General features: G+C 69.8%; 19 protein-coding genes. 12 read left to right on the forward strand and 7 right to left on the reverse strand.

Translation table 11 applies throughout. The features are described 5' to 3' along the window. The first annotated feature begins 65 nt into the window (after positions 1-65). From LX14_RS11995 to LX14_RS12035, 9 genes are all read left to right on the forward strand, one after another. Complete coding sequence (locus LX14_RS11995; protein WP_253647415.1) at positions 66-989, forward strand: PaaI family thioesterase; 924 nt, start codon at positions 66-68, stop codon at positions 987-989. Between the two features lie 222 nt (positions 990-1,211). Next, positions 1,212-2,015 carry a TIGR03084 family metal-binding protein gene (locus LX14_RS12000; protein WP_253647416.1) on the forward strand — a complete coding sequence of 268 codons (804 nt, stop codon included), beginning with the start codon at positions 1,212-1,214 and terminating at the stop codon, positions 2,013-2,015. Continuing rightward, positions 2,012-3,718 (forward strand): acyclic terpene utilization AtuA family protein, encoded by a 1,707-nt coding sequence (locus LX14_RS12005; protein WP_253647417.1) that lies wholly within the window; start codon positions 2,012-2,014, stop codon positions 3,716-3,718. Before LX14_RS12000 ends, LX14_RS12005 begins: the two co-directional genes overlap by 4 nt. Beyond that, positions 3,719-4,879 (forward strand): acyl-CoA dehydrogenase family protein, encoded by a 1,161-nt coding sequence (locus LX14_RS12010; protein WP_253647418.1) that lies wholly within the window; start codon positions 3,719-3,721, stop codon positions 4,877-4,879. A 13-nt stretch (positions 4,880-4,892) separates the two neighbouring features. Continuing rightward, positions 4,893-6,491: an acyl-CoA carboxylase subunit beta gene (locus LX14_RS12015; RefSeq protein WP_253647419.1), complete on the forward strand. Its 1,599-nt coding sequence runs from the start codon at positions 4,893-4,895 to the stop codon at positions 6,489-6,491. Between the two features lie 11 nt (positions 6,492-6,502). Continuing rightward, entirely contained in the window at positions 6,503-8,494 is a 1,992-nt protein-coding gene (locus LX14_RS12020) for an acetyl/propionyl/methylcrotonyl-CoA carboxylase subunit alpha (protein ID WP_253647420.1), read from the forward strand. Next, complete coding sequence (locus LX14_RS12025) at positions 8,491-9,690, forward strand: acyl-CoA dehydrogenase family protein (protein WP_253647421.1); 1,200 nt, start codon at positions 8,491-8,493, stop codon at positions 9,688-9,690. Before LX14_RS12020 ends, LX14_RS12025 begins: the two co-directional genes overlap by 4 nt. A gap of 5 nt (positions 9,691-9,695) precedes the next feature. Further along, on the forward strand, positions 9,696-10,511 hold the full coding sequence (locus LX14_RS12030) for an enoyl-CoA hydratase family protein (RefSeq protein WP_253647422.1): 816 nt from the start codon (positions 9,696-9,698) through the stop codon (positions 10,509-10,511). Beyond that, positions 10,508-11,104 carry a TetR/AcrR family transcriptional regulator gene (locus LX14_RS12035; RefSeq protein WP_253647423.1) on the forward strand — a complete coding sequence of 199 codons (597 nt, stop codon included), beginning with the start codon at positions 10,508-10,510 and terminating at the stop codon, positions 11,102-11,104. Before LX14_RS12030 ends, LX14_RS12035 begins: the two co-directional genes overlap by 4 nt. 258 nt (positions 11,105-11,362) lie before the next feature. On the opposite strand, the gene LX14_RS12040 is transcribed toward LX14_RS12035, so the two are convergent. The 7 genes from LX14_RS12040 to LX14_RS12070 are packed head-to-tail and all read right to left on the reverse strand — an operon-like array spanning position 11,363 to position 18,096. Further along, positions 11,363-11,812 (reverse strand): nuclear transport factor 2 family protein, encoded by a 450-nt coding sequence (locus LX14_RS12040; RefSeq protein WP_253647424.1) that lies wholly within the window; start codon positions 11,810-11,812, stop codon positions 11,363-11,365. Beyond that, positions 11,802-13,604, reverse strand: a complete 1,803-nt coding sequence (locus tag LX14_RS12045; RefSeq protein WP_253647425.1) for an N-acyl-D-amino-acid deacylase family protein — start codon at positions 13,602-13,604, stop codon at positions 11,802-11,804. The genes LX14_RS12040 and LX14_RS12045 overlap by 11 nt, the downstream gene beginning before the upstream one ends. 59 nt (positions 13,605-13,663) lie before the next feature. Next, the gene (locus LX14_RS12050; protein WP_253647426.1) at positions 13,664-14,032 is read right to left on the reverse strand and encodes a DUF427 domain-containing protein; all 369 of its coding nucleotides are present in this window, start codon (positions 14,030-14,032) and stop codon (positions 13,664-13,666) included. A 7-nt stretch (positions 14,033-14,039) separates the two neighbouring features. Further along, a complete protein-coding gene (locus LX14_RS12055) occupies positions 14,040-14,843 on the reverse strand; it encodes a phytanoyl-CoA dioxygenase family protein (protein ID WP_253647427.1) in 804 nt (267 codons plus the stop codon). Between the two features lie 55 nt (positions 14,844-14,898). Next, positions 14,899-15,996: a glycosyltransferase gene (locus LX14_RS12060; protein ID WP_253647428.1), complete on the reverse strand. Its 1,098-nt coding sequence runs from the start codon at positions 15,994-15,996 to the stop codon at positions 14,899-14,901. A 48-nt stretch (positions 15,997-16,044) separates the two neighbouring features. Continuing rightward, positions 16,045-17,091 carry an alpha/beta fold hydrolase gene (locus LX14_RS12065; protein WP_253647429.1) on the reverse strand — a complete coding sequence of 349 codons (1,047 nt, stop codon included), beginning with the start codon at positions 17,089-17,091 and terminating at the stop codon, positions 16,045-16,047. A gap of 36 nt (positions 17,092-17,127) precedes the next feature. Continuing rightward, the gene (locus LX14_RS12070; RefSeq protein ID WP_253647430.1) at positions 17,128-18,096 is read right to left on the reverse strand and encodes a DMT family transporter; all 969 of its coding nucleotides are present in this window, start codon (positions 18,094-18,096) and stop codon (positions 17,128-17,130) included. 432 nt (positions 18,097-18,528) lie between these two features. Here LX14_RS12070 and rpsL point away from each other — a divergent pair, with 432 nt between their 5' ends. Genes rpsL through fusA form a run of 3 tightly spaced genes read left to right on the forward strand, consistent with a single transcriptional unit; the run spans position 18,529 to position 21,523 of the window. After that, complete coding sequence (gene rpsL / locus LX14_RS12075) at positions 18,529-18,903, forward strand: 30S ribosomal protein S12 (protein WP_253647431.1); 375 nt, start codon at positions 18,529-18,531, stop codon at positions 18,901-18,903. Further along, on the forward strand, positions 18,903-19,373 hold the full coding sequence (gene rpsG / locus LX14_RS12080) for a 30S ribosomal protein S7 (RefSeq protein ID WP_253647432.1): 471 nt from the start codon (positions 18,903-18,905) through the stop codon (positions 19,371-19,373). The genes rpsL and rpsG overlap by 1 nt, the downstream gene beginning before the upstream one ends. Positions 19,374-19,417: 44 nt before the next feature. Beyond that, entirely contained in the window at positions 19,418-21,523 is a 2,106-nt protein-coding gene (gene fusA / locus LX14_RS12085; RefSeq protein WP_253647433.1) for an elongation factor G, read from the forward strand. The last annotated feature ends 11 nt before the right edge of the window (positions 21,524-21,534 follow it).

Raw genomic sequence — 21,534 nt, forward strand, 5'->3', positions numbered from 1 at the left:
GTGTCCGACTCACTCGCACCTCCTCACGTCCGGACGTCGTCGTTGCTGCTGGTAAGCATCCTGACATGACCTCAGCCGCCTCCGCCTCCCCGACGATCGGCGACGACCCCCTCACCGTGTTCGGCGTGGGCGGCGAACCGCCGACGGCACCGGCCACCCGGATGCGACAGCGTCTCGGCGGGCTCCTCGTCGATCACCGTGGGTCCGTGGACATCGCCGCATGGGCAGTCCTCGTCGACTCCGCGGCGGGCGCGCCGTTCGTCGCGCAGACCCCACCCGATCGAGGCGTGGTGCAGGCGAGTCTCGCGTTCGCCACCACCGGGGTCGAGGTCGCCACGGAAGGGGTGCTGACCGCGGTCGCCACCCTGCGCCACGACAGTGGGGCGTTCGGGCTCACCACCGTCGACGTCACCGCCGGTGACGACCTGGTCGCGACCGTCCTCGCCCGCAGTGCCCGGACGGGTCGCGTGTTCGACGACGCCCTGATCGAACGCCTCACCGGTGCCGGCGCGTCGGGTGGGGCGCGCGGGTGGCCTGTCCCGTCGTCGCTGCCCGCCGACGCCCCGGCACCCCCGGCGATCGATCCGGTCCTCACCGGTGAGCAGGTCGTCGCGGCGATCGTGGACGGGAGGATCGGCGGGGGTCCGCTGGCCGACGTGCTCGGCGTCAGTCCGACGGCCGACGGCGCGCGGTTCCGTCCGGCGCCGTGGATGGCCAACGCGCTCGGGTCGATGCACGGGGGTGTCGTCGCCGCGGCGATCGCGCAGGCGTGTTCGTGGGCGGGGCAGTCGAGGACGGGGGCCGGTCAGGGCTATCGCCTCGCGGACTTCGCCGTCGACTTCTTCCGGTCACCGCCGGTCGACGTCGACGAGTTGACCATCGACACCCGCGTCGTACGCGCGGGACGCCGCGTCGTGTCGCTGGTCGCCGAACTCCGCGACGGCGACACCGTCCTGGCGCAGGCGACCGCGGCTGTCCACCTCACCTGACCGCATCTCTGACTCCCGCCCCCGTCGAGTGGGCGTTTACGAACGTCGAGTGGGCGTTTCTGGACGTCGAGTGGGCGTCTGACGACGCCTGCCGCCCACTCGACGCATCCAACCGCCCACTCGACGTCTCCAACCGCCCACTCGACGGGGGAGGGGCGGCGGCCGGGAATAAAACAAGCAAGCATGCTTGCTTTTTTGCCCAGCCGGTGATGTGGTCGTCCCATGACGGTTCTCCGTGACCTCGTCGACGACATGACCGCCGAGGCCGCATCCCTCGACGACCTCGTCGCGGGACTCGACGACACGCAGTGGCTCACCCCGACGCCCGCCGAGGGGTGGACGGTCGCCGACCAGGTCGGCCATCTGGCGTGGACGGACAGGGTCGCGACGGTCTCGGCCACCGACCCCGACGGCTTCGCCGTGGTCCTCGCCGAGGGAGCAGCGGACCCCGCGAACTTCATCGACGACGCCGCGGCACAGATGGCCGCACAGCCGCCCGCGGACCTGCTGCGGCAGTGGCGCGACATGCGCGCGGCCCTCGCCGACGCGTTGCTCGCGACCCCCGCCGGCACCAAGCTCGCGTGGTTCGGCCCGCCGATGTCGGCGGCGTCCATGGCGACCGCGCGGATCATGGAGTACTGGGCGCACGGACAGGACGTCGCCGACGCCCTCGGCGTCACCGTCGAGCCGACGGACCGCCTGAAGGCTGTCGCGCACATCGGCGCGCGTACCCGCGACTTCGCCTACGTCCTGCGGGGGAAGACCCCGCCCGCCGACGAGTTCCGCATCGAGCTGACCGGTCCCTCGGGCGACGAGTGGACCTGGGGGCCGCAGGACGCGACCGACCGCGTCACCGGCAGCGCCGTCGACTTCTGCCTGCTCGTCACGCAGCGCCGCGCCCCGGAGGACCTCGGCCTCACCGTGGTCGGCGACGACGCCACCGAATGGACGGCCATCGCACAGTGTTTCGCCGGCGCACCCGGCCCGGGGCGCGCACCTCGCGTCGACGCGGCGGTGGCCCGATGACCGCGACGACGCCGGTCCGCATCGGCAACGCGTCGGGCTTCTACGGTGACCGTTTCGCCGCGGTCCGGGAGATGCTCGAGGGCGGCGAGCTCGACTACCTCACCGGCGACTACCTCGCCGAGCTGACGATGCTCATCCTCGGCCGCGACAGGATGAAGCACCCCGACCGCGGATACGCCTCGACGTTCCTGCGTCAGATGCGCGAGAACCTCGCCCTCGCCCACGAGCGGGGTGTGCGGATCGTGGCCAACGCCGGCGGTCTCAACCCGACGGGCCTCGCCGACCAGATCCGTGCTCTCGCAGCCGACCTCGGTCTGGAGGTCCGCGTCGCGCACGTCGACGGCGACGACCTCGTCGACCGCGCCGACGAACTCGGCCTCGGCACACCGCTGACCGCCAACGCCTACCTCGGTGGCTTCGGCATCGCCGCCGCGCTCGACGCCGGGGCCGACGTCGTCGTCACCGGCCGGGTCACCGACGCATCCCTGGTGGTCGGTCCCGCCGTGCACCACTTCGGCTGGGACGCCACCGACCTCGATCGCCTGGCCGGCGCCGTGGCGGCCGGTCACGTGATCGAGTGCGGTACCCAGGCCACGGGCGGCAACTACGCGTTCTTCGCCGAGATCGCCGACCTCACCCACCCCGGGTTCCCCCTCGCGGAGGTGTCCGACGACGGGTCATCGGTCATCACCAAGCACGCCGGTACGGGTGGAGCGGTCACCGTCGGCACCGTGACCGCGCAACTCCTCTACGAGATCGGGGGCCCGCGCTACCTCGGCCCGGACGTGACCACGCGGATGGACTCGATCCGTCTCGAGCAGGTCGGCACCGACCGCGTCCGGATGAGCGGGGTGCGCGGCGAGGTCCCGCCGACGACCACCAAGGTCTCCTTGAACACCCTGGCGGGGTTCCGCAACGAGGTGACGATGATCCTCACCGGCCTCGACATCGAGCAGAAGGCGGCGCTCGTCACCGAGCAGTTCGAGTCGTCGCTGCCGACGAAGCCCGAATCCCTCACCTGGGAGCTGTCGCGGACCGATCGCCCCGACGCGGGCACCGAGGCACAGGCCAGCGCACTGCTCCGGGTGGTCGGGCGCAGCACCGACCCCGACGCCGTCGGACGAGGGTTCTCCGCCGCCGCGGTCGAACTCGCGCTCGCCAGCTACCCCGGTTTCAGCCTCACCGCACCACCGGCCGCGGGCGCACCGTTCGGCGTCTTCGAGCCCGGACACGTCGACGCCGCCGCGCTCGACCACCGCGCGACACTGCCCGACGGCACCGTCATCCGCATCCCGCCGAGTCCCGTGCGGGGTGAGCTGCCCCCGCTCGATCCCGACGACGTCCCCGGGCCCCGTGACTGGGGTCCGACCACGCGCGCACCGCTGGGCCGGATCGCCGGCGCCCGCAGCGGGGACAAGGGCGGCAGCGCCAACATCGGCGTGTGGGTACGCGGCGAGGACGAGTTCGCCTGGCTCGACGAGACACTCACCGTCGACGCGCTGCGCGTCCTGCTGCCCGAGGCGGCCGATCTCACGATCACCCGCCATCGACTGCCCAACCTGCTCGCGGTGAACTTCGTGATCGAGGGCATCCTCGGCCGCGGCGTCGCCGACAACGTCCGATTCGACCCGCAGGCCAAAGGACTCGGCGAGTGGTTGCGCTCGCGGGTCGTCGACATCCCCCACCGATTCGAGGTCATCTGAATGAGTCTTGCGACACCCGCCTGGAACACCCCGGAACGCCGCGAGTTGCGCAGCACCGTCGCCGGATTCGTCGAGCGTCACATCCTGCCGTACCAGAACGACTGGGAGCGGGACGGTCTGATCCCGCGCGAACTGCACCTCGAGGCCGCCAAGCTCGGTCTGCTCGGTGTCGGGTTCCCGGAGTCGGTGGGTGGATCGGGCGGCGATCTCGTCGACGCGACCATCGCCGGTGAGGTGTTGCACGAACGCGGTGCGGCCGGCGGCATCTACGCGTCGCTGTTCACCCACGGCATCGCCCTCCCGCATCTCATCGCCGCCGGAGACCCCGACCAGATCGACCGCTGGGTGCGACCGACGCTGGCCGGGGAGAAGATCGGAAGCCTCGCCATCACCGAGCCCGGCGGTGGCAGCGACGTCGGCCACCTGACGACGAAGGCCGTGCGCGACGGCGACCACTTCGTGGTCAACGGTGCGAAGACCTACATCACCTCCGCGGTCCGTGCCGACTTCGTCGTCACGGCGGTCCGTACCGGCGGTCCCGGTGCAGGGGGTGTCTCCCTGCTCGTGATCGACACCGACACCCCGGGGTTCTCGGTCAGCCGCAAGCTCGACAAGATGGGCTGGCGCTGCTCCGACACCGCTGAACTCAGCTTCGTCGACGCCCGCGTCCCGGTGGCCAACCTGGTCGGTGTCGAGAACAGCGGGTTCACCCAGATCGCCGCGGCGTTCGTCACCGAACGGGCCGGTCTCGCCACGCAGGCGTACGCCAGCGCCCAACGGTGTCTCGACATCACCCTCGAATGGGTCCGTACCCGTGAGACCTTCGGCAAACCGCTCATCGCCCGACAGTCGGTGCAGGACAGCGTCACCGAGATGGCACGCCGCATCGACATCGCCCGCACCTACACCCGCGCCGTGGTCGACCGGAAGGTGAGCAGCTCGGACGACCTCATCGCCGAGGTGTGCTTCGCCAAGAACACCGCGGTCGAGGCGGGTGAATGGGTCGCGAACAAGGCGATGCAGCTGTTCGGCGGCCTCGGGTACATGGCCGAATCGGAGATCGAGCGGCAGTACCGCGACATGCGCATCATCGGCATCGGCGGCGGCACCACGGAGATCCTCACCGGGCTCGCCGCGAAGCGACTGGGCTACCAGGCATGAAAGGCAGCAAGGCATGACGGCTCTGCGCTCGACCGTCGATCCCGCGGACCCGGCCTTCGTCGAGAACGCCACCACGATGACCGAGAAGCTCGCGGGACTCGAGGAGCAGTTCGCGAAGGCCCTCGCCGGCGGCGGTGAGAAGTACGTCGAGCGCCACCACAAGCGCGGGAAGCTGTTGGCCCGGGAGCGCATCGAGCTCCTCATCGACCGCGACACCGCGTTCCTCGAGCTGTGTCCGCTGGCCGCCTACGGCTCCGACTTCGCCGTCGGGGCGTCGATGGTGATCGGTATCGGTGTGGTCTCCGGCGTCGAGTGCATGATCGTCGCCAACGACCCCACAGTGCGTGGCGGCACCTCGAACCCGTGGACCCTGCGCAAGGGGTTCCGCGCCAACGAGATCGCGATGGCCAACCGCCTGCCCTGCATCTCGCTGGTGGAGTCCGGCGGCGCCGACCTGCCGACGCAGAAGGACGTCTTCATCCCCGGCGGCCGCATGTTCCGCGACATCACGCAGCTGTCCGCCGCGGGCATCCCGACCATCGCGCTCGTGTTCGGCAACTCCACCGCCGGCGGCGCCTACGTGCCCGGCATGAGCGACCACACGGTCATGATCGAGAACCAGTCGAAGGTGTTCCTCGGGGGTCCGCCGCTGGTGAAGATGGCCACCGGTGAGGACAGCGACGACGAGTCGCTCGGCGGTGCGAGCATGCACGCGCGGCGCAGTGGTCTCGCCGACTACTTCGCCCGCGACGAGCAGGACGCGATCCGCATCGGTCGCCGCATCGTCGCCCGGTTGAACTGGCGCAAGACCGGGCCCGGTCCGGTGGCGCCGGTGGTCGAGCCGCGATTCGACCCCGAGGAGCTGATGGGCATCGTCCCCGGCGACCTGAAGATCCCGTTCGACCCGCGCGACGTGATCGCCCGCGTCGTCGACGACAGCGACTTCGACGAGTTCAAGGCAGAGTACGGCTCCTCGCTCTGCACCGGCTGGGCACGCATCCACGGGTACCCGGTCGGGATCCTCGCCAACGCGCAGGGCGTGCTGTTCAGCGCCGAGTCGCAGAAGGCGACGCAGTTCATCCAGCTCGCCAACAGGTCGAACACGCCACTGCTGTTCCTGCACAACACCACCGGGTACATGGTGGGCAAGGAGTACGAGCAGGGTGGCATCGTCAAGCACGGGTCGATGATGATCAACGCCGTCTCCAACTCGACGGTGCCGCACATCTCGGTGCTCGTCGGCGCCAGCTACGGCGCCGGTCACTACGGGATGTGTGGCCGCGCCTTCGATCCCCGGTTCGTCTTCGCCTGGCCCAGTGCCAAATCCGCCGTCATGGGCGCCCAGCAGTTGTCGGGTGTCATCGCGATGGTCTCGCGCACCGCCACCGAGGCGCGGGGCGGCACCGTCGACGCCGAGGCCGAGGCGGGGATGCGCGCGATGATCGAGGCCCAGATCGAGGAGCAGTCGTTGCCGGCCTTCCTGTCGGGGATGCTCTACGACGACGGTGTCATCGACCCACGCGACACCCGCACCATCCTGGGGATCGCGTTGTCGGCCATCGATTCCGCGCCGGTCGAGGGGACGTCGAACTTCGGCGTCTTCCGGATGTGAGGGGCACCACGATGATCACCTCCGTCCTCGTGGCCAACCGGGGCGAGATCGCCCTGCGCGTGTTCGCCACCTGTTCCCGTCTCGGCATCGCGACCGTCGCCGTCTTCTCCGACCCCGACGCCGGGTCGCCCCATGTCCTCGCGGCGGATCGCGCTGTGCGCCTGCCGGGTACGACGTCGGCGCAGACCTATCTCGACGTCGACGCCATCATCGCCGCGGCGCGCACATCCGGTGCCGACGCGGTCCACCCCGGATACGGATTCCTCTCGGAGAACGCCGCGTTCGCGCGGGCCGTCGTCGACGCCGGCCTCACCTGGATCGGCCCGCCGCCCGCCGCGATCACCGCGATGGGCTCCAAGGTGAACGCCAAGGCGCTCATGGCCGACTCCGACGTGCCGATCCTCGGCGACCTCGACCCGACGTCGATCGAGGCGTCCGATCTGCCCGTGCTGGTGAAGGCGTCGGCCGGTGGCGGTGGACGCGGGATGCGCGTGGTCCGCGACATCACCGTCCTCGCCGACGAGGTGGAGGGCGCGGCCCGCGAGGCGGCGTCGGCCTTCGGCGACCCGACGGTGTTCTGCGAGCCGTATGTCGAACGCGGACACCACATCGAGGTGCAGGTGCTCGCCGACACCCACGGAACGGTCTGGGCCGTGGGGGAGCGCGAGTGCTCCATCCAACGGCGCCACCAGAAGATCGTCGAGGAGGCGCCCGCGCCACTCGTCGAGCGGATCGGTGGCGACCTGCGCGACCGGCTGTTCGCCGCCGCTCGTTCCGCGGCGTCGGCCATCGACTACGTCGGCGCCGGCACGGTGGAGTTCCTCGCCGACGGTGCCGGCCGCTTCTACTTCCTGGAGATGAACACCCGTCTGCAGGTGGAGCACCCGGTCACCGAGGCCACCACCGGACTCGACCTCGTCGAGTGGCAGCTGCGCATCGCCGACGGCGAAACGCTCGACGACACCCCGCCCGCCACACGTGGACATTCCATCGAGGTGCGCCTCTACGCCGAGGACCCCGCGAACGGGTGGTCGCCGCAGTCGGGACGGGTGCACCACGTCGACATCCCGGGCGACGTCACGTTCGACGCCCTCGTGACGCCGGGTGTCCGCGTCGACTCCGGCATCGCCGACGGCAGCGAGATCTCCGTCTACTACGACCCGATGCTGGCCAAAGTTATCTCGTGGGCGCCGACACGGCGCCGGGCGGCGGCCATGCTCGCCGGCGCGTTGACACGGGCCCGCGTACACGGGCCGGGGACCAATCGCGATCTGCTGGTGCGGATCCTGCGTGACGAGCAGTTCGCCACCGGTGACACCGACACCGGTTACCTCGACCAGGTCGGCCTCGATGTGCTCGCCGCGCCGCTGCTCGACGACGGTGCGACCCGCAGGGCGGTCGTCGCCGCAGCTCTCGCCGCCTCCGCCCGCGAACGGGCGGCGGCCGTCGTCCAGCGGGGCGTGCCGGCCGGGTGGCGCAACCTGGCGGCAGCGCCACAGAGCCGGTCCTTCGTGGGTCCCGACGGCGACGAGGTCGCCGTCCGCTACCGCGCGACCCGCACCGGCATCGAGCTGCCCGACGATCCTGCGATCGCCGTGGCGTCGGTGGACGCCGACGTCGTCGTCCTCGAGGTCGACGGCGTCCGGGTGCCCCACCGTGTGTCGGCGTACCCGGACGCGGACGGCATCGCGACGGTCCACGTCGACACCGCTGTCGGGTCCCTGGCGCTCACCGAGGCACCACGCTTCGTCGACCCGACGGCCGTCGGGGCGCCCGGATCGCTCCTCGCGCCCATGCCGGGAGCGGTGGTCCGTGTGGCCGTCGCCGTCGGCGACCGAGTGGTGCAGGGCCAGCCGCTGCTGTGGCTGGAGGCCATGAAGATGGAACACACGGTGCACGCCCCGGCCGACGGCGTCGTGACCGAGCTCGCAGTGTCGGCCGGACACCAATTGGCGGTGGGTGATGTACTCGCCGTGATCAGTGAAGAGGAAGTGACCGCATGACCGCGACATCCGAGCGTCCCACCACCGAGGTGCCCGCCAACCCGTTCGTCGAGACCCCCGAGCGCGCCGCGCTGCGTGCCTCGGTGGCCGCGCTGGCCGCGCGTTTCGGGCCGGACTACTTCCAGAAGTGTGCCCGAGAGGGCCGCAAGACCGACGAGCTGTGGGCCGAGGCCGGCAAGCTCGGCTTCCTGGGCGTCAACCTCCCCGAGGAGTACGGCGGCGGTGGCGCCGGCATGTACGAGCTGGCCATCGTCATGGAGGAGCTCGCCGCGTCGGGCACCGGTCTGCTCATGATGGTCGTGTCGCCGGCCATCTGCGGCAACATCATCGCGCGTTTCGGCACCGACGAGCAGCGTCAGCGCTGGCTGCCGGGCCTCGCCGACGGCACCATCACCATGGCGTTCGGCATCACCGAACCCGAGGCGGGGTCCAACTCGCACCAGATCACGACCACCGGACGCCGTGACGGCGACGAGTGGCTGCTCAGTGGTCGCAAGGTGTGGATCTCCGGGGTGGACCAGGCCGAGGCCGTGCTGATCGTCGCGCGCACCGAGGACGCGAGGACCGGCAAGCTCAAGCCCGCGCTGTTCATCGTCCCCACCGACGCGCCGAACTTCGAGTACCGGCAGATCGAGATGGAGCTGATCAACCCCGAGAAGCAGTTCCAACTCTTCCTCGACGACGTCCGGCTCCCGGCGGACGCGCTCGTCGGATCCGAGGACGCGGCGCTGAGCCAGCTGTTCGCGGGCCTCAACCCGGAACGCATCATGGCCGCCGCGTCGGCGATCGGCATGGCGCGCTTCGCGCTGGGCAAGGCCGTCGACTACGTCACCACCCGCACGGTGTGGAAGACGCCCATCGGCGCACACCAGGCGATCGCACACCCGTTGGCGCAGGGCAAGATCGAGCTCGAGATGGCCAAGCTGATGATGCAGAAGGCGGCCTCGTTCTACGACGCCGGCGACGACTGGGGTGCCGCGGAACCGGCCAACATGGCGAAGTACGCCGCCGCCGAGGCGTGCGTGAAGATCGTCGACCAGGCCGTGCAGTCCATGGGCGGCAACGGGTTGTCGACCGAGTACGGCGTCGCGCCGCTGCTCAACCTCTGCCGCATCGCCCGCGTCGCACCGGTGAGCCGCGAGATGGTGCTCAACTTCGTCGCGCAGACCAGCCTCGGCCTGCCGAAGTCGTACTGAGTCCCATGGCCGACACCACCTCCGACACCGTCGTCACCCGGTCCGACTCGGGTGGCGTCGCGACGATCACCCTGGACTCGCCGGCGAACCGGAACGCGCTGTCGCCGGCGCTGACCGGACAGCTGCGGGACCATCTCGCGGCGGTCGACGGCGACACCTCGGTGCGGTCGGTGGTGCTCACCCACACGGGCGGGACCTTCTGCGCCGGTGCGGATCTGTCCGCGGCGATGACGTCGGGGCTCTCACCGGAGGAGGCGTCGGCCGCGGGGACGGAGGCGATGACCGCCATCCTGCGGGCGATCATCACGTCGTCGAAGCCCGTGATCGCGCGGATCGACGGACACGTGCGCGCCGGTGGACTCGGGATCGTCGGGGCCTGCGACATCGTCGTCGTCGGGCCGTCGACCACGTTCGCTCTGACCGAGGCGCGCCTCGGTCTGGCGCCGTCGATGATCTCGTTGACTCTCCTGCCGAAGATGGACTCGCGCGCCGCCAGCCGGTATTTCCTGACCGGGGAGAAGTTCGGGCCCGCGCAGGCGCAGGAGATGGGGTTGGTGACCATCGCCGTCGACGACGCGGACGCCGTCGGGGAGACCGTCGCCGGCCTCACCGCGAACATCGCCAAGGCGTCCCCGCAGGGTCTCCGGGAGTCGAAGAAGGTCGTCAACACCGTGACCCGGGAGTTGTTCGACCGACTCGCCGATCAGCGTCGCGACGAGTCCGCCGCGTTGTTCGCCTCCGACGAGGCCCGGGAGGGCATGACGGCGTTCCTGCAGCGGCGCGAGCCGTCGTGGGTCTCCGGATCCGGGGTGTCGGCATGACCGGGGTGCGTGAGCCGCAGCAGAGCCGGTCGCGGGCGACCCGGAAGCGACTGCTGGACGCGACGATCGACATGCTGGCGGCGGAGGGATGGTCGGCGACGACCGTCGCTGTCGTCGCCGAGCGGGCAGGCGTGTCGAGAGGCGCTGCGCAACATCACTTCCCGACGCGGGAGAGTCTCATCACCTCCGCACTGGAGGCGACGTTCGAGGAGTTGACGGCACGCGCGTCCGTCGTCGACGACACCCTTCCCGACGGGCCCGGTCGCGTCGAGGCCGTCGTGACGCGGGCGGTCGACGTCTACACCGGACTGCACTTCAAGGCGGCGCTGCAGGTGTGGAGTGCGGCGGCGTCGGATCCCGCTCTGCGCGAGATGATCCTGCCGCTCGAGCAGCGCTTCGGCAGCGCGGCGCACCGTATGACGGTCGAGTCGCTGGCCGGTGTCGACGCGCCGCCGCACGTGCACCGGCTCGTCCAGGCCACGCTCGACATGGCCCGCGGACTGGGGCTGGCCGACACGCTCTCCGACGACTCCGCCCGTCGCAAACAGGTCGTCGCGACCTGGTCCGAGGTCCTCTCCGCCGCCCTCCGCTGACCCTGCGCTAACCCCCCGGGTCGCACTCGCCGAGCGTGCCACAACGGTGCGCCGAGCGTGCACTCGATTCCCTCGACCGTGCACCAGATCTCGTCGACAGTGCAGAAGTGCACGCTCGGCGGAATCTGGTGCACGCTCGGCGGAATCTGGTGCATGCTCGGCGGTGTCTACTGCACGCTCGGCGGGATCTGGTGCACGCTCGGGGAGTTCACACCGGGGTGGGGCCCCGAGGTGCGGGTGCGGGTTCGGGTACTCGGTTCAGACGAGGCCGGTGGCGTCGAAGATCCAGGACGTGTCGGCACCTGCGAGTTCCTGGAGCCACGTCGGCGGGGCGGTGTTGGCGAGTCCGCCGAAGTCCCAGTAGTCCTTCCACAGCGCGACCTTGCCGTCACGTACCCGGTGCACCGAGACGAACGGCAACTCGGCGGTCTCACCCGTCGCCCACTCCCACGACTCCGAGTGCTCGTACATGACGACGTCGCCGTCACGCACGAGCGTCCCCGGGTGGTTCCGATAGGCCGCCAGAGGTGCGATACCCACTCGGAGCCGCTTGACGATGTCCACCGGACCGCGTGCGGCGAGCGTCGGCCCGACCGGCATGTCGACGTAGATGCAGTCGTCGGACAGATGGGCGGCGACGCCGTCCCAGTCGCGGTCCGACAGCGCCTGCCAGAGGCCTGTCACGGCCGCCGTCGGATCAGACGGCATGTGCGACAGGCTCGTCGGTGGGCGTGGGCGTGGGCACCGGAGCGGTGTCGCGGACGCCTGCGCGCAGGAAGCGTCCCGTCCGACGAGCTCCGATCACCTCGGTCGGACAGCCGCCGCGGACGACGGTCGACCCGCCGACGAGTACCGCGTCGATCGCACCGTCGTTGCGGTTGACCATGCGCGGCAGACCGCCGAACGCCTCGACCGGGCTCTCGTGGTACTCGTCGAGCCGCGCGTCCAGCGCGGCGGGATCGATCACGACGAGATCAGCCCGGTCGCCGACCCGGAGGTGACCGGCATCGATGTCGTAGAAGTCGGCCAGTTCGCCGGTCAGGCGGTGCACGGCGGCCTCCACCGACAGGAACTCCCGGCCGGCGAGCTGCTCGTCGCGCACGTGGCGCAGCAGCCGCAGGCCGAAGTTGTAGAAGGCCATGTTGCGCAGGTGGGCACCCGCGTCGGAGAACCCCATCTGGATCCCCGGTTCGCGGGCCATCTGACGCAGGATCTCCGGGCGGTGGTTGGAGATGGTCGTCCGCCAGCGCAGCGCGCGGCCGTGCTCGACGACGAGGTCGAGGAACGCGTCGACGGGGTGCAGACCGCCCCGGTCCCGACCGACCTCACCGAACGACCTGCCGATCACCGTCTCGTCCGGGCACGCGACGATCTGCGCGTCGAACAGGTCGCGGTGCCACACGCGGGGTCCGAACTTCTTCTCGTAGTCGGCGCGGAACCGGCGGCGGTACTGCTCGTCCCTGATCAGCGAGTCGCGGGCGATGTCGTCGCGCAGATGCAGGGCCGCTGCGCCACTGCCGAACTCCTCGAAGATGACGAGGTCGATACCGTCGGCGTAGACCTCGAACGGCACCGGCAGATGCTGCCAGCGGAAGTCGCCGCCGAGCCGGTTCACGATGCCGGCGAGCGGACCCATGATGCGGACCGCCTGCGGGTTGGCCTTGATGTCCGCGGCGGAGAGCAGGCTTGTCTTGAGGCGGGGACGTCCGATCCCCAGGGACTGGACGGCCTGGGAGACGACGTCACGCGGGTGGGTGATGTCCGGCCCCGACTGCAGGACGCGACCGGTCCGACGCACCAGGTTCTTCAACCGGCGGAGCTCGCTCGGTCGGGCATACGTCGACGGCAGCGTCCGCGACCGGCACGTCTCGCCGTCGAGCTTGTCGAACAGCAGCTGCTGCGACGACAGGCCGACGAAGCCGGCGTCGAGGGCGTCGGCGAGCCACCGTTCCATCTGCGCCATCTCGGAGCGGGTCGGGCGCGTGTCGGAGCGGGTCGCCCGGTCGAGTCCCATCGCGGCGGCGCGCATGTCGGAGTGGCCGAGGAACGCCGCGACGTTCGGCCCCAACGCCCGTGACTCGAGGGCGTGGATGTACTGCTCGCAGCAGCGCCAGTCCTTGTTGCGGTCGACGGCGTCGATGACGTGTTCGCGCGGGATCGCCTCCACCCGTCCGAACAGGTCACCCGCGTCGGTGCCGTCGACGTGCACCGTGGACAGCGAGCACGAACCGACGAGCACGGTCGTCACACCGTGTCGCACGGACTCCGACAGGCCGGGGGCGTCGAGGACCTCGATGTCGTAGTGCGTGTGGATGTCGACCATCCCGGGGATCACCCATCGGCCGTGCGCCTCGATCACCTGCGGGCAGTCGGTCACGTCGAGGGGTTCGACGCTGACCTCGGCGACGACGCCGTCACGGATCCCGATGTCGCGGATGGCGGATGCGGCGCCGGTGCCGTCGAACCACCGACCGCCCTGGACGATTGTGTCGTAGCTCACACACCCACTGGACCACTCGCGGGTGGGTCAGTCAAGACGTCTGTCTGGACAGATGTCTGTCACTCGACGCGGATGTCCACGCGGTCGGGGTAGAAGGCCAGGTGGCCCTTGATGTCGTCGACCGCGGGGAACGGGTCGGTGTAGGTCCACACCGCGTCGGTGGCCGTGTCGTCGCCGACGGCGAGGTCGAAGTACGACGCCTCGCCCTTGTACGGGCAGTACGACGTGGACTCCGAGGTGCGCAGCACGGCCGGGTCGACGGCGCCGAGCGGGATGTACTGCACGGCGTCGTAGGACGCCTCGCGCAGGGTCTTGGCGGAGTCGGTCTCCGCGACGATCGTGTCGCCGACGCGGACCGTCACGTGTCCGGGCGTCGGTTCGACGGTGATGGGGTGGTCGGGACCGGGGACGAGATGTTCGCGCTTCATCTGAGCGTCAACGCCCCCCGGGCGTCGGCGCTTCCCCGCCTTCGCCGAGGGCGTCGACGATCGCCCGCTCCACCGGCGCCGTCGGCCGGTCGAGGTCGAACTGCTCTCGCAGCATGATGCCGGGTTGACTCATGAACCGCGGGCGCCCGGAGTGGTTCACCTGGGCGGCGTGGACGAGGAACGGGTGGCAGAGGAACACGTCACCGGCGTCCCCGGTGGCGAGCACCTCGGGGCGTCCGGGGTCGTCGAACACTCCGGCCGCGTCCATCTCGGCGCAGAGGGCGAACATGTCCGCGCCGTCGTCGCCGTGGGGGGCGAGGAACCGGGGCACGTCGAGATGGGACCCCACCCGGATCCGGGTCGGTGCGTCGTCGTCGCCGACGTCCGAGATCAGGAACAGCGCCAGCAGCCCGCGATCACGCGACGACACCGAGATCCGTTGACCGGAGCCGTCCGCTGCGGCGAAGCTCGCGTCGATGTGCCAGCCGGTGTCCCCGGACTCGCGCCCGAGCGGGAATCGGACCGGGACGGTCCCGAGCTCGACGCGCTGGATCCACCGACCGGGCCCGATCAGCGAGTCGTAGGCCTCGACGAGTCCCGGGGAGCGGGCGGCTCGCGCGAACGCAGGTGTCATCGGGCTGTTCGTCCACCGGACGGGCTCGATCCACGTCGACGGGTCGTCCGGCGACTCGGGGATGGTGTCCCAGAGTTCCGCGCGGCACTGGTCGATCGTCGCCCGGTCGACGGCGCCACGCAGGACGACGAACCCGTCACGGACGAAGGTCTCGATGTCGCTGTCGGAGAGGGTCATCGCCGATCAGTGTCGCGCCGGAGCCGCTGACGCCGCCACCGGTTTTCGTTCACCCTCACCCGACCGTCGCGCCGGCGATCGCCGGCAGCTCGGCGGCGACCTCCGCGGGGGCGGGCATTTCGGCGATCTCCTGCGCGACCTCGCGGGAGGCGGCGCGAACGGCACTGTCCCGCAGCAGGAGTCGGTCGACGGCGTCGGCGATGGCGAGAACCGTCGCGTCGTCGGGGAGTACCTCCTCGCCCAGGTTGCGGGCGACGACGGCCTCGGCGTTGCGGAACTGGTCGGCGCCCTGGGGCACCACGAGGTGGGGTACGCCCGCCGCGCACGTGCCGAGTGTGGTTCCCGCGCCGCCGTGGTGGACGACGAGATCAGCGCGGGCGACGACCGCGGCCTGCGGTACCCACGGGGCCACCTCGACGAGATCGGAGTGTGTCCCCAGTGCGCCGGCGTCCGCGGCGGGTCCCACCGCGACCAGCACCCGTCGGGTCCCGGTGTCCACGGCGCGGATCACGGTGTCGAGCACGGCCGCGCTGCTGAACTCGGTGCCCAGGGTCACGTAGACCAGCGGCAGGTCCGTCCGGCGGCCGACGATGTCCGGGACGGTGCCGCCGGGGGAGTAGGAGACCGGACGCAGCTGCCGGTAGCCCGCCAGGTCCAGCACGTCGCGGTCCTGCATGGAGGCCGGGTATATGTCGAGGTGGGGCAGATGCGCACCGACGAACCCGAACGTCAGGCCGCGTCCGATCCCGTGGCGGACACACGGCACACCGGTCTCGGCTGCCGCCTGCATCGCACCGATGTTCCCGGCCTCGGCGACGACGAGGTCGGGACGGTCGGCGCCGATGAGTGTCACCAGATCGCGACGGAACGCGTCGGGGAGGATCTCGCCGAACGCGGTCTGCACGACGACCCCCACACCCGGTGTGCGCGCTCGCTGCGCGGGCGGGACGTCGGCGAACCCCAGGCGGGCGAACGCGTCGGCGATGGGTGTGCCCGCCGGTCGCGTCGACAACCCCGCCGCGGCGAGGGTGTCCGACATCGCTGACGTCGTCGCGAACACGACGTCGTGTCCGGCGGCGACGGTCGCGCGGGCCAGGGGGATCAGGGGGAGGGTGTGTCCGTAGGAGCCGAGGGCAGAGAAGAGGACGCGCATGTCCCGAAGGTTAGCCGGACTAAGAGGCGCGTGCCTCTTCCCTGGTCGTCAGTGAGACGAGTGACCGGGCTTCGCGAGCAGTTCCCGCAGGCCGGCGTCGATGAAGTCGGTGTCGACGGGATTGGCCCCGCCCCCGGCGAAGTGACCCCAGACCCCGGGGATCACCCGGACCTCGCCCTGCTCGATGAACTGACTCGCCCAGTGCTCGTCCTCCGGGGGGAAGTAGAGGTCCTTCTCGGCGGGCATCGCGAGCAGCGGGCAGCGGATGGACGCGAGCGCCTTCGTGACGTCGCCGTCGAAACCGGGGGTGTTGCCGACGTTCCCGCTGTGCCAGGTCCGCAGCATCGCGATCAGGTTGTTCGGATCACGCCCGTCGCGGAAGAACTTCTCCCAGAAGCCGTAGAGGAAATCGTCGAGCGAGGTGAACCCGAGCTCGCGCCACGTCTCCTGCCAGTAGAACGCCTGCGAGTAGCCCCAACCCGAGTAGACCCGGGCGAACGCGCGGAGGCCCTTGATCGGCAACCGGTCGGGGGCGTAGTCGCCCTCGGCGAACGCCGCGTCGGCGGACAGCGCCGCGATCAGCGACTCGAGGAACACCTTGTTGTGGGGTGCGGTGATGCTCGACCCGCAGAAGGGCGCCGCCCGCTCGACCATCTCGGGATGGCTGACCGCCCACTGATACGTCTGGCCGGCCCCCATCGACCACCCCGTGACGAGCGAGATCGAGGAGATGCCGAACTTCTCGGTGATCAGGCGGTACTGGGCCTCCACCTGGTCGTGGAACGTCACGGCCGGGAACCGGGGGCCGTCGTGCGGTGACGGCGTGGTGGAGGGCGAGCTGGACAGCCCGTTGCCGAGCATGTTCGCGACGACGATGAAGCGTTCGGCGGGGTCCAGCGCCCGACCGGGCCCGATGAGCCACTCGTTGTCGGTGTGCCAGCCGGAGTACCACGTGGGATAGACGACGACGTTCGACTTGTCGGGCGCGAGCGTGCCGTACGTCTTGTAGGCCAGGACGGCGTCGCGGAGCGTGATGCCGCTCTGCAGGGTGACGTCGCCGAGGTGGAAGAGGTCGGCGTCGGTGGGTGCGGGCATCACGAGGCCTTTCGTCGGTCCTGCGTGCGCCTGAGCCTAGGTGGTCCGGACGGATTCGGTCCGGCGTCGGGCAGAGGTGCGTGCCTCGTGCACCCCCATCGTCGTGACCGTGACGGCGACGACGGCCAGCCCGGTCCACTGCGAGCCCGAGAGGTGGGTCCCGAGCAGCAGGGCACCGACCGTCGCGGCGGTCGCGGGGAACGCCAGTTCACCCAGCGTCGCCCGCGACGCCGGCGTGGTGCGTAGCGCCCGGTAGTAGAGGGTCAGCGCGAGCAGGCCCGGGATCAGTGCGAGCAGGACCAGCCCGACGGCGTCACCCCAGGCCGGCAGGACCGGCGCCCCGGTCACCCCGACGACCGCGAATGCGCCGAGGGTGCCGAACGCGAACCGCAGGGTGGTCAGATTTCGCGGGGACACCGACGGGGACACCAGACGGCCGAGCACCGTGCCCGCCGCCCAGAGCGCGGCCGCACCGAGGGCGAGCAGGGCGGGCTCGAGCTCGGACACCCGGATGTGCAGCGGATCGGCGAACGCGAGCAGCCAGGTGCCGACGAGAGCGGGGACCACATAGAGGCCGAACCGGGGTCGCAGTCGCTCACCGAGGATCACCACGGCCAGCGCGATCGCCAACACGGGCTGCAGCTTCTGCAGCACCAGCGGGGTGATGAAGTCCCCGTCGCCGCCGGCGATGGTGAACGCCCGGGTGAACAGGGCGGTGGCGATCGCGGACGCGCCCACCCCGATCACCACGACGGCGGCCTGGTCGCGACGGGTCAGGCCGACGAAGGCACGCAGGGCGGACGGCAGGAACGGCAGCAGCAGGACGATCGGGATGATGTGCTCCCACAGCACGACGGTCCCGGCGGCGAGCTCACTCGCGAGCGGCTTGCGGAGGAGGCCGTCGAGACCCCACAGCGCCGCGGACACCGCGACCAGCCAGGTCGCGTCGCGGCCGACGGGGGCGGACTGTCCGGCACCGCGTGTGACGATCACCGTCTGACTCATGGAACTCCCGGGGGCGTCGGCGATGGGTGGTGGGTGACCTCGCTGTCATGGATGGGAACACCGGCGGGCCGCCGTACGTTCCATCACCGGTCGGGGTCTCCCGCCGGCCGCCCTGTCAAGGATTTTGACCGCATGAAACGCGGTCGGTAGAGTCGAGCGCTGGTGTCCGGCGCAGGCCGGGCCAGTTCGTGTGCCCACGATCATCGACGGATTCCCTCCGTCGATGCGGGTGTGCCCCGGACTGAGGTGACAGCCTCGCACGGGCAAGCATGACACGCCCGACAACGGGGTGAGGAAACAACGACTGACCAGCGCTTTCGAGGCTGGTGGGGCGATCTGTGGAGTCGGAGCCGAGTGCGTATCGGCGGCGATTGCCCGGAGCACCAACCACAGAGACCGACGAACAACGCCGACACAGAGGATGAACTTTCAGTGCCAACGATCAATCAGCTGGTCCGCAAGGGCCGCCACGACAAGGCTGCCAAGCAGAAGACGGCAGCCCTGAAGGGCAGCCCGCAGCGTCGCGGGGTCTGCACCCGCGTCTACACGACCACGCCGAAGAAGCCGAACTCCGCGCTGCGCAAGGTCGCGCGTATTCGTCTGACCACCGCGGTCGAGGTCACCGCCTACATCCCCGGTGAGGGCCACAACCTGCAGGAGCACTCGATGGTGCTCGTGCGCGGCGGTCGAGTGAAGGACCTCCCGGGTGTGCGCTACAAGGTCATCCGCGGTTCGCTGGACACCCAGGGCGTCAAGGCCCGCAAGCAGGCACGCAGCAAGTACGGCGCGAAGAAGGAGAAGGGCTGATGCCACGTAAAGGACCCGCCCCGAAGCGCCCCCTCGTCAACGACCCGGTCTACAGCTCGCCGCTGGTCACCCAGCTGGTGAACAAGATCCTGCTCGACGGCAAGAAGTCGACCGCCGAGCGCATCGTGTACCAGGCTCTCGAGCAGGCACGCGACAAGACCGGCACCGACCCGGTCATCACCCTCAAGCGCGCGCTCGACAACGTGCGCCCCGCGCTCGAGGTGAAGAGCCGCCGTGTCGGTGGCGCCACCTACCAGGTGCCCATCGAGGTCAAGCCGAACCGCGCCAACACCCTGGCCCTGCGGTGGCTCGTGACCTTCAGCCGCCAGCGTCGTGAGAAGACGATGGTGGAGCGCCTGGCCAACGAACTGCTCGACGCCAGCAACGGCCTCGGTGCCGCGGTCAAGCGTCGCGAGGACACCCACAAGATGGCCGAGGCCAACCGGGCGTTCGCGCACTACCGCTGGTGACAATCCTTTTCAACATCGTCAACGCGAAAGAGCGGGGCAGATAAGTGGCACAGGACGTGCTGACCGACCTGAACAAGGTCCGCAACATCGGCATCATGGCCCACATCGATGCCGGCAAGACCACCACCACCGAACGCATCCTCTTCTACACCGGTATCTCGTACAAGATCGGTGAGGTCCACGACGGCGCAGCCACCATGGACTGGATGGAGCAGGAGCAGGAGCGTGGCATCACGATCACCTCTGCTGCCACCACCTGCTTCTGGAACGACAACCAGATCAACATCATCGACACCCCGGGCCACGTCGACTTCACCGTCGAGGTCGAGCGCTCGCTGCGCGTCCTCGACGGCGCGGTCGCGGTGTTCGACGGCAAAGAGGGTGTCGAGCCGCAGTCCGAGCAGGTGTGGCGTCAGGCCGACAAGTACGACGTGCCGCGTATCTGCTTCGTCAACAAGATGGACAAGCTCGGTGCGGATTTCTACTTCACCGTGCAGACCATCAAGGACCGCCTCGGCGCCAAGCCGTTGGTGATCCAGCTGCCGATCGGTGCCGAGAACGACTTCGAGGGCGTCGTCGACCTCGTCGAGATGAAGGCCAAGGTCTGGTCGGGCGAGACCAAGCTGGGCGAGAAGTACGACGTCCAGGACATCCCGGCCGACCTCGTCGAGCGGGCCGAGCAGTACCGCGAGGAGCTGCTCGAGACCGTCGCCGAGTCCGACGAGGAACTGCTGGAGAAGCACTTCGGTGGCGAGCCGCTGACGATCGACGAGATCAAGGGCGCCATCCGCAAGATGACGGTCAACTCCGAGATCTACCCCGTGCTGTGTGGCTCGGCGTTCAAGAACAAGGGCGTCCAGCCCATGCTCGACGCCGTGATCGACTACCTGCCGTCCCCGCTGGACGTCGAGTCGGTCCAGGGTCACGCACCGGGCGACGAGGAGAAGATCCTCACCCGCAAGCCGTCCGCCGACGAGCCGTTCGCCGCGCTGGCGTTCAAGATCGCGACGCACCCCTTCTTCGGCAAGCTGACCTACGTCCGGGTGTACTCGGGCAAGGTCGACTCCGGCGCCCAGGTCATCAACTCGACCAAGGGCAAGAAGGAGCGTCTGGGCAAGCTCTTCCAGATGCACTCCAACAAGGAGAACGCGGTCCCGACCGCGTCCGCCGGACACATCTACGCCGTGATCGGACTGAAGGACACCACCACCGGTGACACCCTGTGCGATCCGCAGGATCAGGTGATCCTGGAGTCGATGAGCTTCCCGGACCCGGTCATCCAGGTCTCGATCGAGCCCAAGACCAAGTCCGACCAGGAGAAGCTGGGCACCGCGATCCAGAAGCTCGCCGAAGAGGACCCGACCTTCTCGGTCAAGCTCGACGAGGACACCGGCCAGACCGTCATCGGCGGCATGGGCGAGCTCCACCTCGACATCCTCGTCGACCGCATGCGTCGCGAGTTCAAGGTCGAGGCCAACGTCGGCAAGCCGCAGGTGGCCTACCGCGAGACGATCCGCAAGACCGTGGAGAAGCACGACTTCACCCACAAGAAGCAGACCGGTGGATCGGGCCAGTTCGCGAAGGTCATCGTCAAGCTCGAGCCGCTGGTCGACGCCGAGGACGGGGCGACCTACGAGTTCGTCAACTCCGTCACCGGTGGTCGCGTGCCGCGTGAGTACATCCCGTCGGTCGACGCCGGTGCACAGGACGCCATGCAGTACGGCGTGCTGGCCGGGTACCCGCTGGTGAACCTCAAGTTCACCCTGCTCGACGGTGCCTACCACGACGTCGACTCCTCGGAGATGGCGTTCAAGATCGCCGGTTCGCAGGCACTGAAGGAGGCCGCCCGCATGGCCGGCCCCGTCATCCTCGAGCCCCTCATGGCGGTCGAGGTCATCACGCCCGAGGACTACATGGGCGACGTGATCGGCGACCTGAACTCCCGCCGTGGCCAGATCCAGGCCATGGAGGAACGCAGCGGTGCCCGTGTCGTCAAGGCACTGGTCCCGCTGTCGGAGATGTTCGGCTACATCGGAGACCTCCGGTCGAAGACGCAGGGCCGAGCGAACTACTCCATGGTGTTCGACTCGTACGCCGAGGTTCCGGCGAACGTGTCGAAGGAGATCATCGCCAAGGCAACGGGCGAGTAATCACCGCTGCC

Source organism: Williamsia deligens (assembly GCF_024171765.1).
Taxonomy (GTDB): domain Bacteria; phylum Actinomycetota; class Actinomycetes; order Mycobacteriales; family Mycobacteriaceae; genus Williamsia_A; species Williamsia_A deligens.

What these genes read in the sequence shown, in the direction of transcription:
- LX14_RS11995 (WP_253647415.1), top strand. Translation starts at nt 66, where the DNA reads ATGACCTCAGCCGCCTCCGCCTCCCCGACGATCGGCGACGACCCCCTC.
- LX14_RS12000 (WP_253647416.1), top strand. Translation starts at nt 1,212, where the DNA reads ATGACGGTTCTCCGTGACCTCGTCGACGACATGACCGCCGAGGCCGCA.
- LX14_RS12005 (WP_253647417.1), top strand. Translation starts at nt 2,012, where the DNA reads ATGACCGCGACGACGCCGGTCCGCATCGGCAACGCGTCGGGCTTCTAC.
- LX14_RS12010 (WP_253647418.1), top strand. Translation starts at nt 3,719, where the DNA reads ATGAGTCTTGCGACACCCGCCTGGAACACCCCGGAACGCCGCGAGTTG.
- LX14_RS12015 (WP_253647419.1), top strand. Translation starts at nt 4,893, where the DNA reads ATGACGGCTCTGCGCTCGACCGTCGATCCCGCGGACCCGGCCTTCGTC.
- LX14_RS12020 (WP_253647420.1), top strand. Translation starts at nt 6,503, where the DNA reads ATGATCACCTCCGTCCTCGTGGCCAACCGGGGCGAGATCGCCCTGCGC.
- LX14_RS12025 (WP_253647421.1), top strand. Translation starts at nt 8,491, where the DNA reads ATGACCGCGACATCCGAGCGTCCCACCACCGAGGTGCCCGCCAACCCG.
- LX14_RS12030 (WP_253647422.1), top strand. Translation starts at nt 9,696, where the DNA reads ATGGCCGACACCACCTCCGACACCGTCGTCACCCGGTCCGACTCGGGT.
- LX14_RS12035 (WP_253647423.1), top strand. Translation starts at nt 10,508, where the DNA reads ATGACCGGGGTGCGTGAGCCGCAGCAGAGCCGGTCGCGGGCGACCCGG.
- LX14_RS12040 (WP_253647424.1), bottom strand. Translation starts at nt 11,812, where the DNA reads ATGCCGTCTGATCCGACGGCGGCCGTGACAGGCCTCTGGCAGGCGCTG.
- LX14_RS12050 (WP_253647426.1), bottom strand. Translation starts at nt 14,032, where the DNA reads ATGAAGCGCGAACATCTCGTCCCCGGTCCCGACCACCCCATCACCGTC.
- LX14_RS12055 (WP_253647427.1), bottom strand. Translation starts at nt 14,843, where the DNA reads ATGACCCTCTCCGACAGCGACATCGAGACCTTCGTCCGTGACGGGTTC.
- LX14_RS12060 (WP_253647428.1), bottom strand. Translation starts at nt 15,996, where the DNA reads ATGCGCGTCCTCTTCTCTGCCCTCGGCTCCTACGGACACACCCTCCCC.
- LX14_RS12065 (WP_253647429.1), bottom strand. Translation starts at nt 17,091, where the DNA reads ATGCCCGCACCCACCGACGCCGACCTCTTCCACCTCGGCGACGTCACC.
- LX14_RS12070 (WP_253647430.1), bottom strand. Translation starts at nt 18,096, where the DNA reads ATGAGTCAGACGGTGATCGTCACACGCGGTGCCGGACAGTCCGCCCCC.
- rpsG (WP_253647432.1), top strand. Translation starts at nt 18,903, where the DNA reads ATGCCACGTAAAGGACCCGCCCCGAAGCGCCCCCTCGTCAACGACCCG.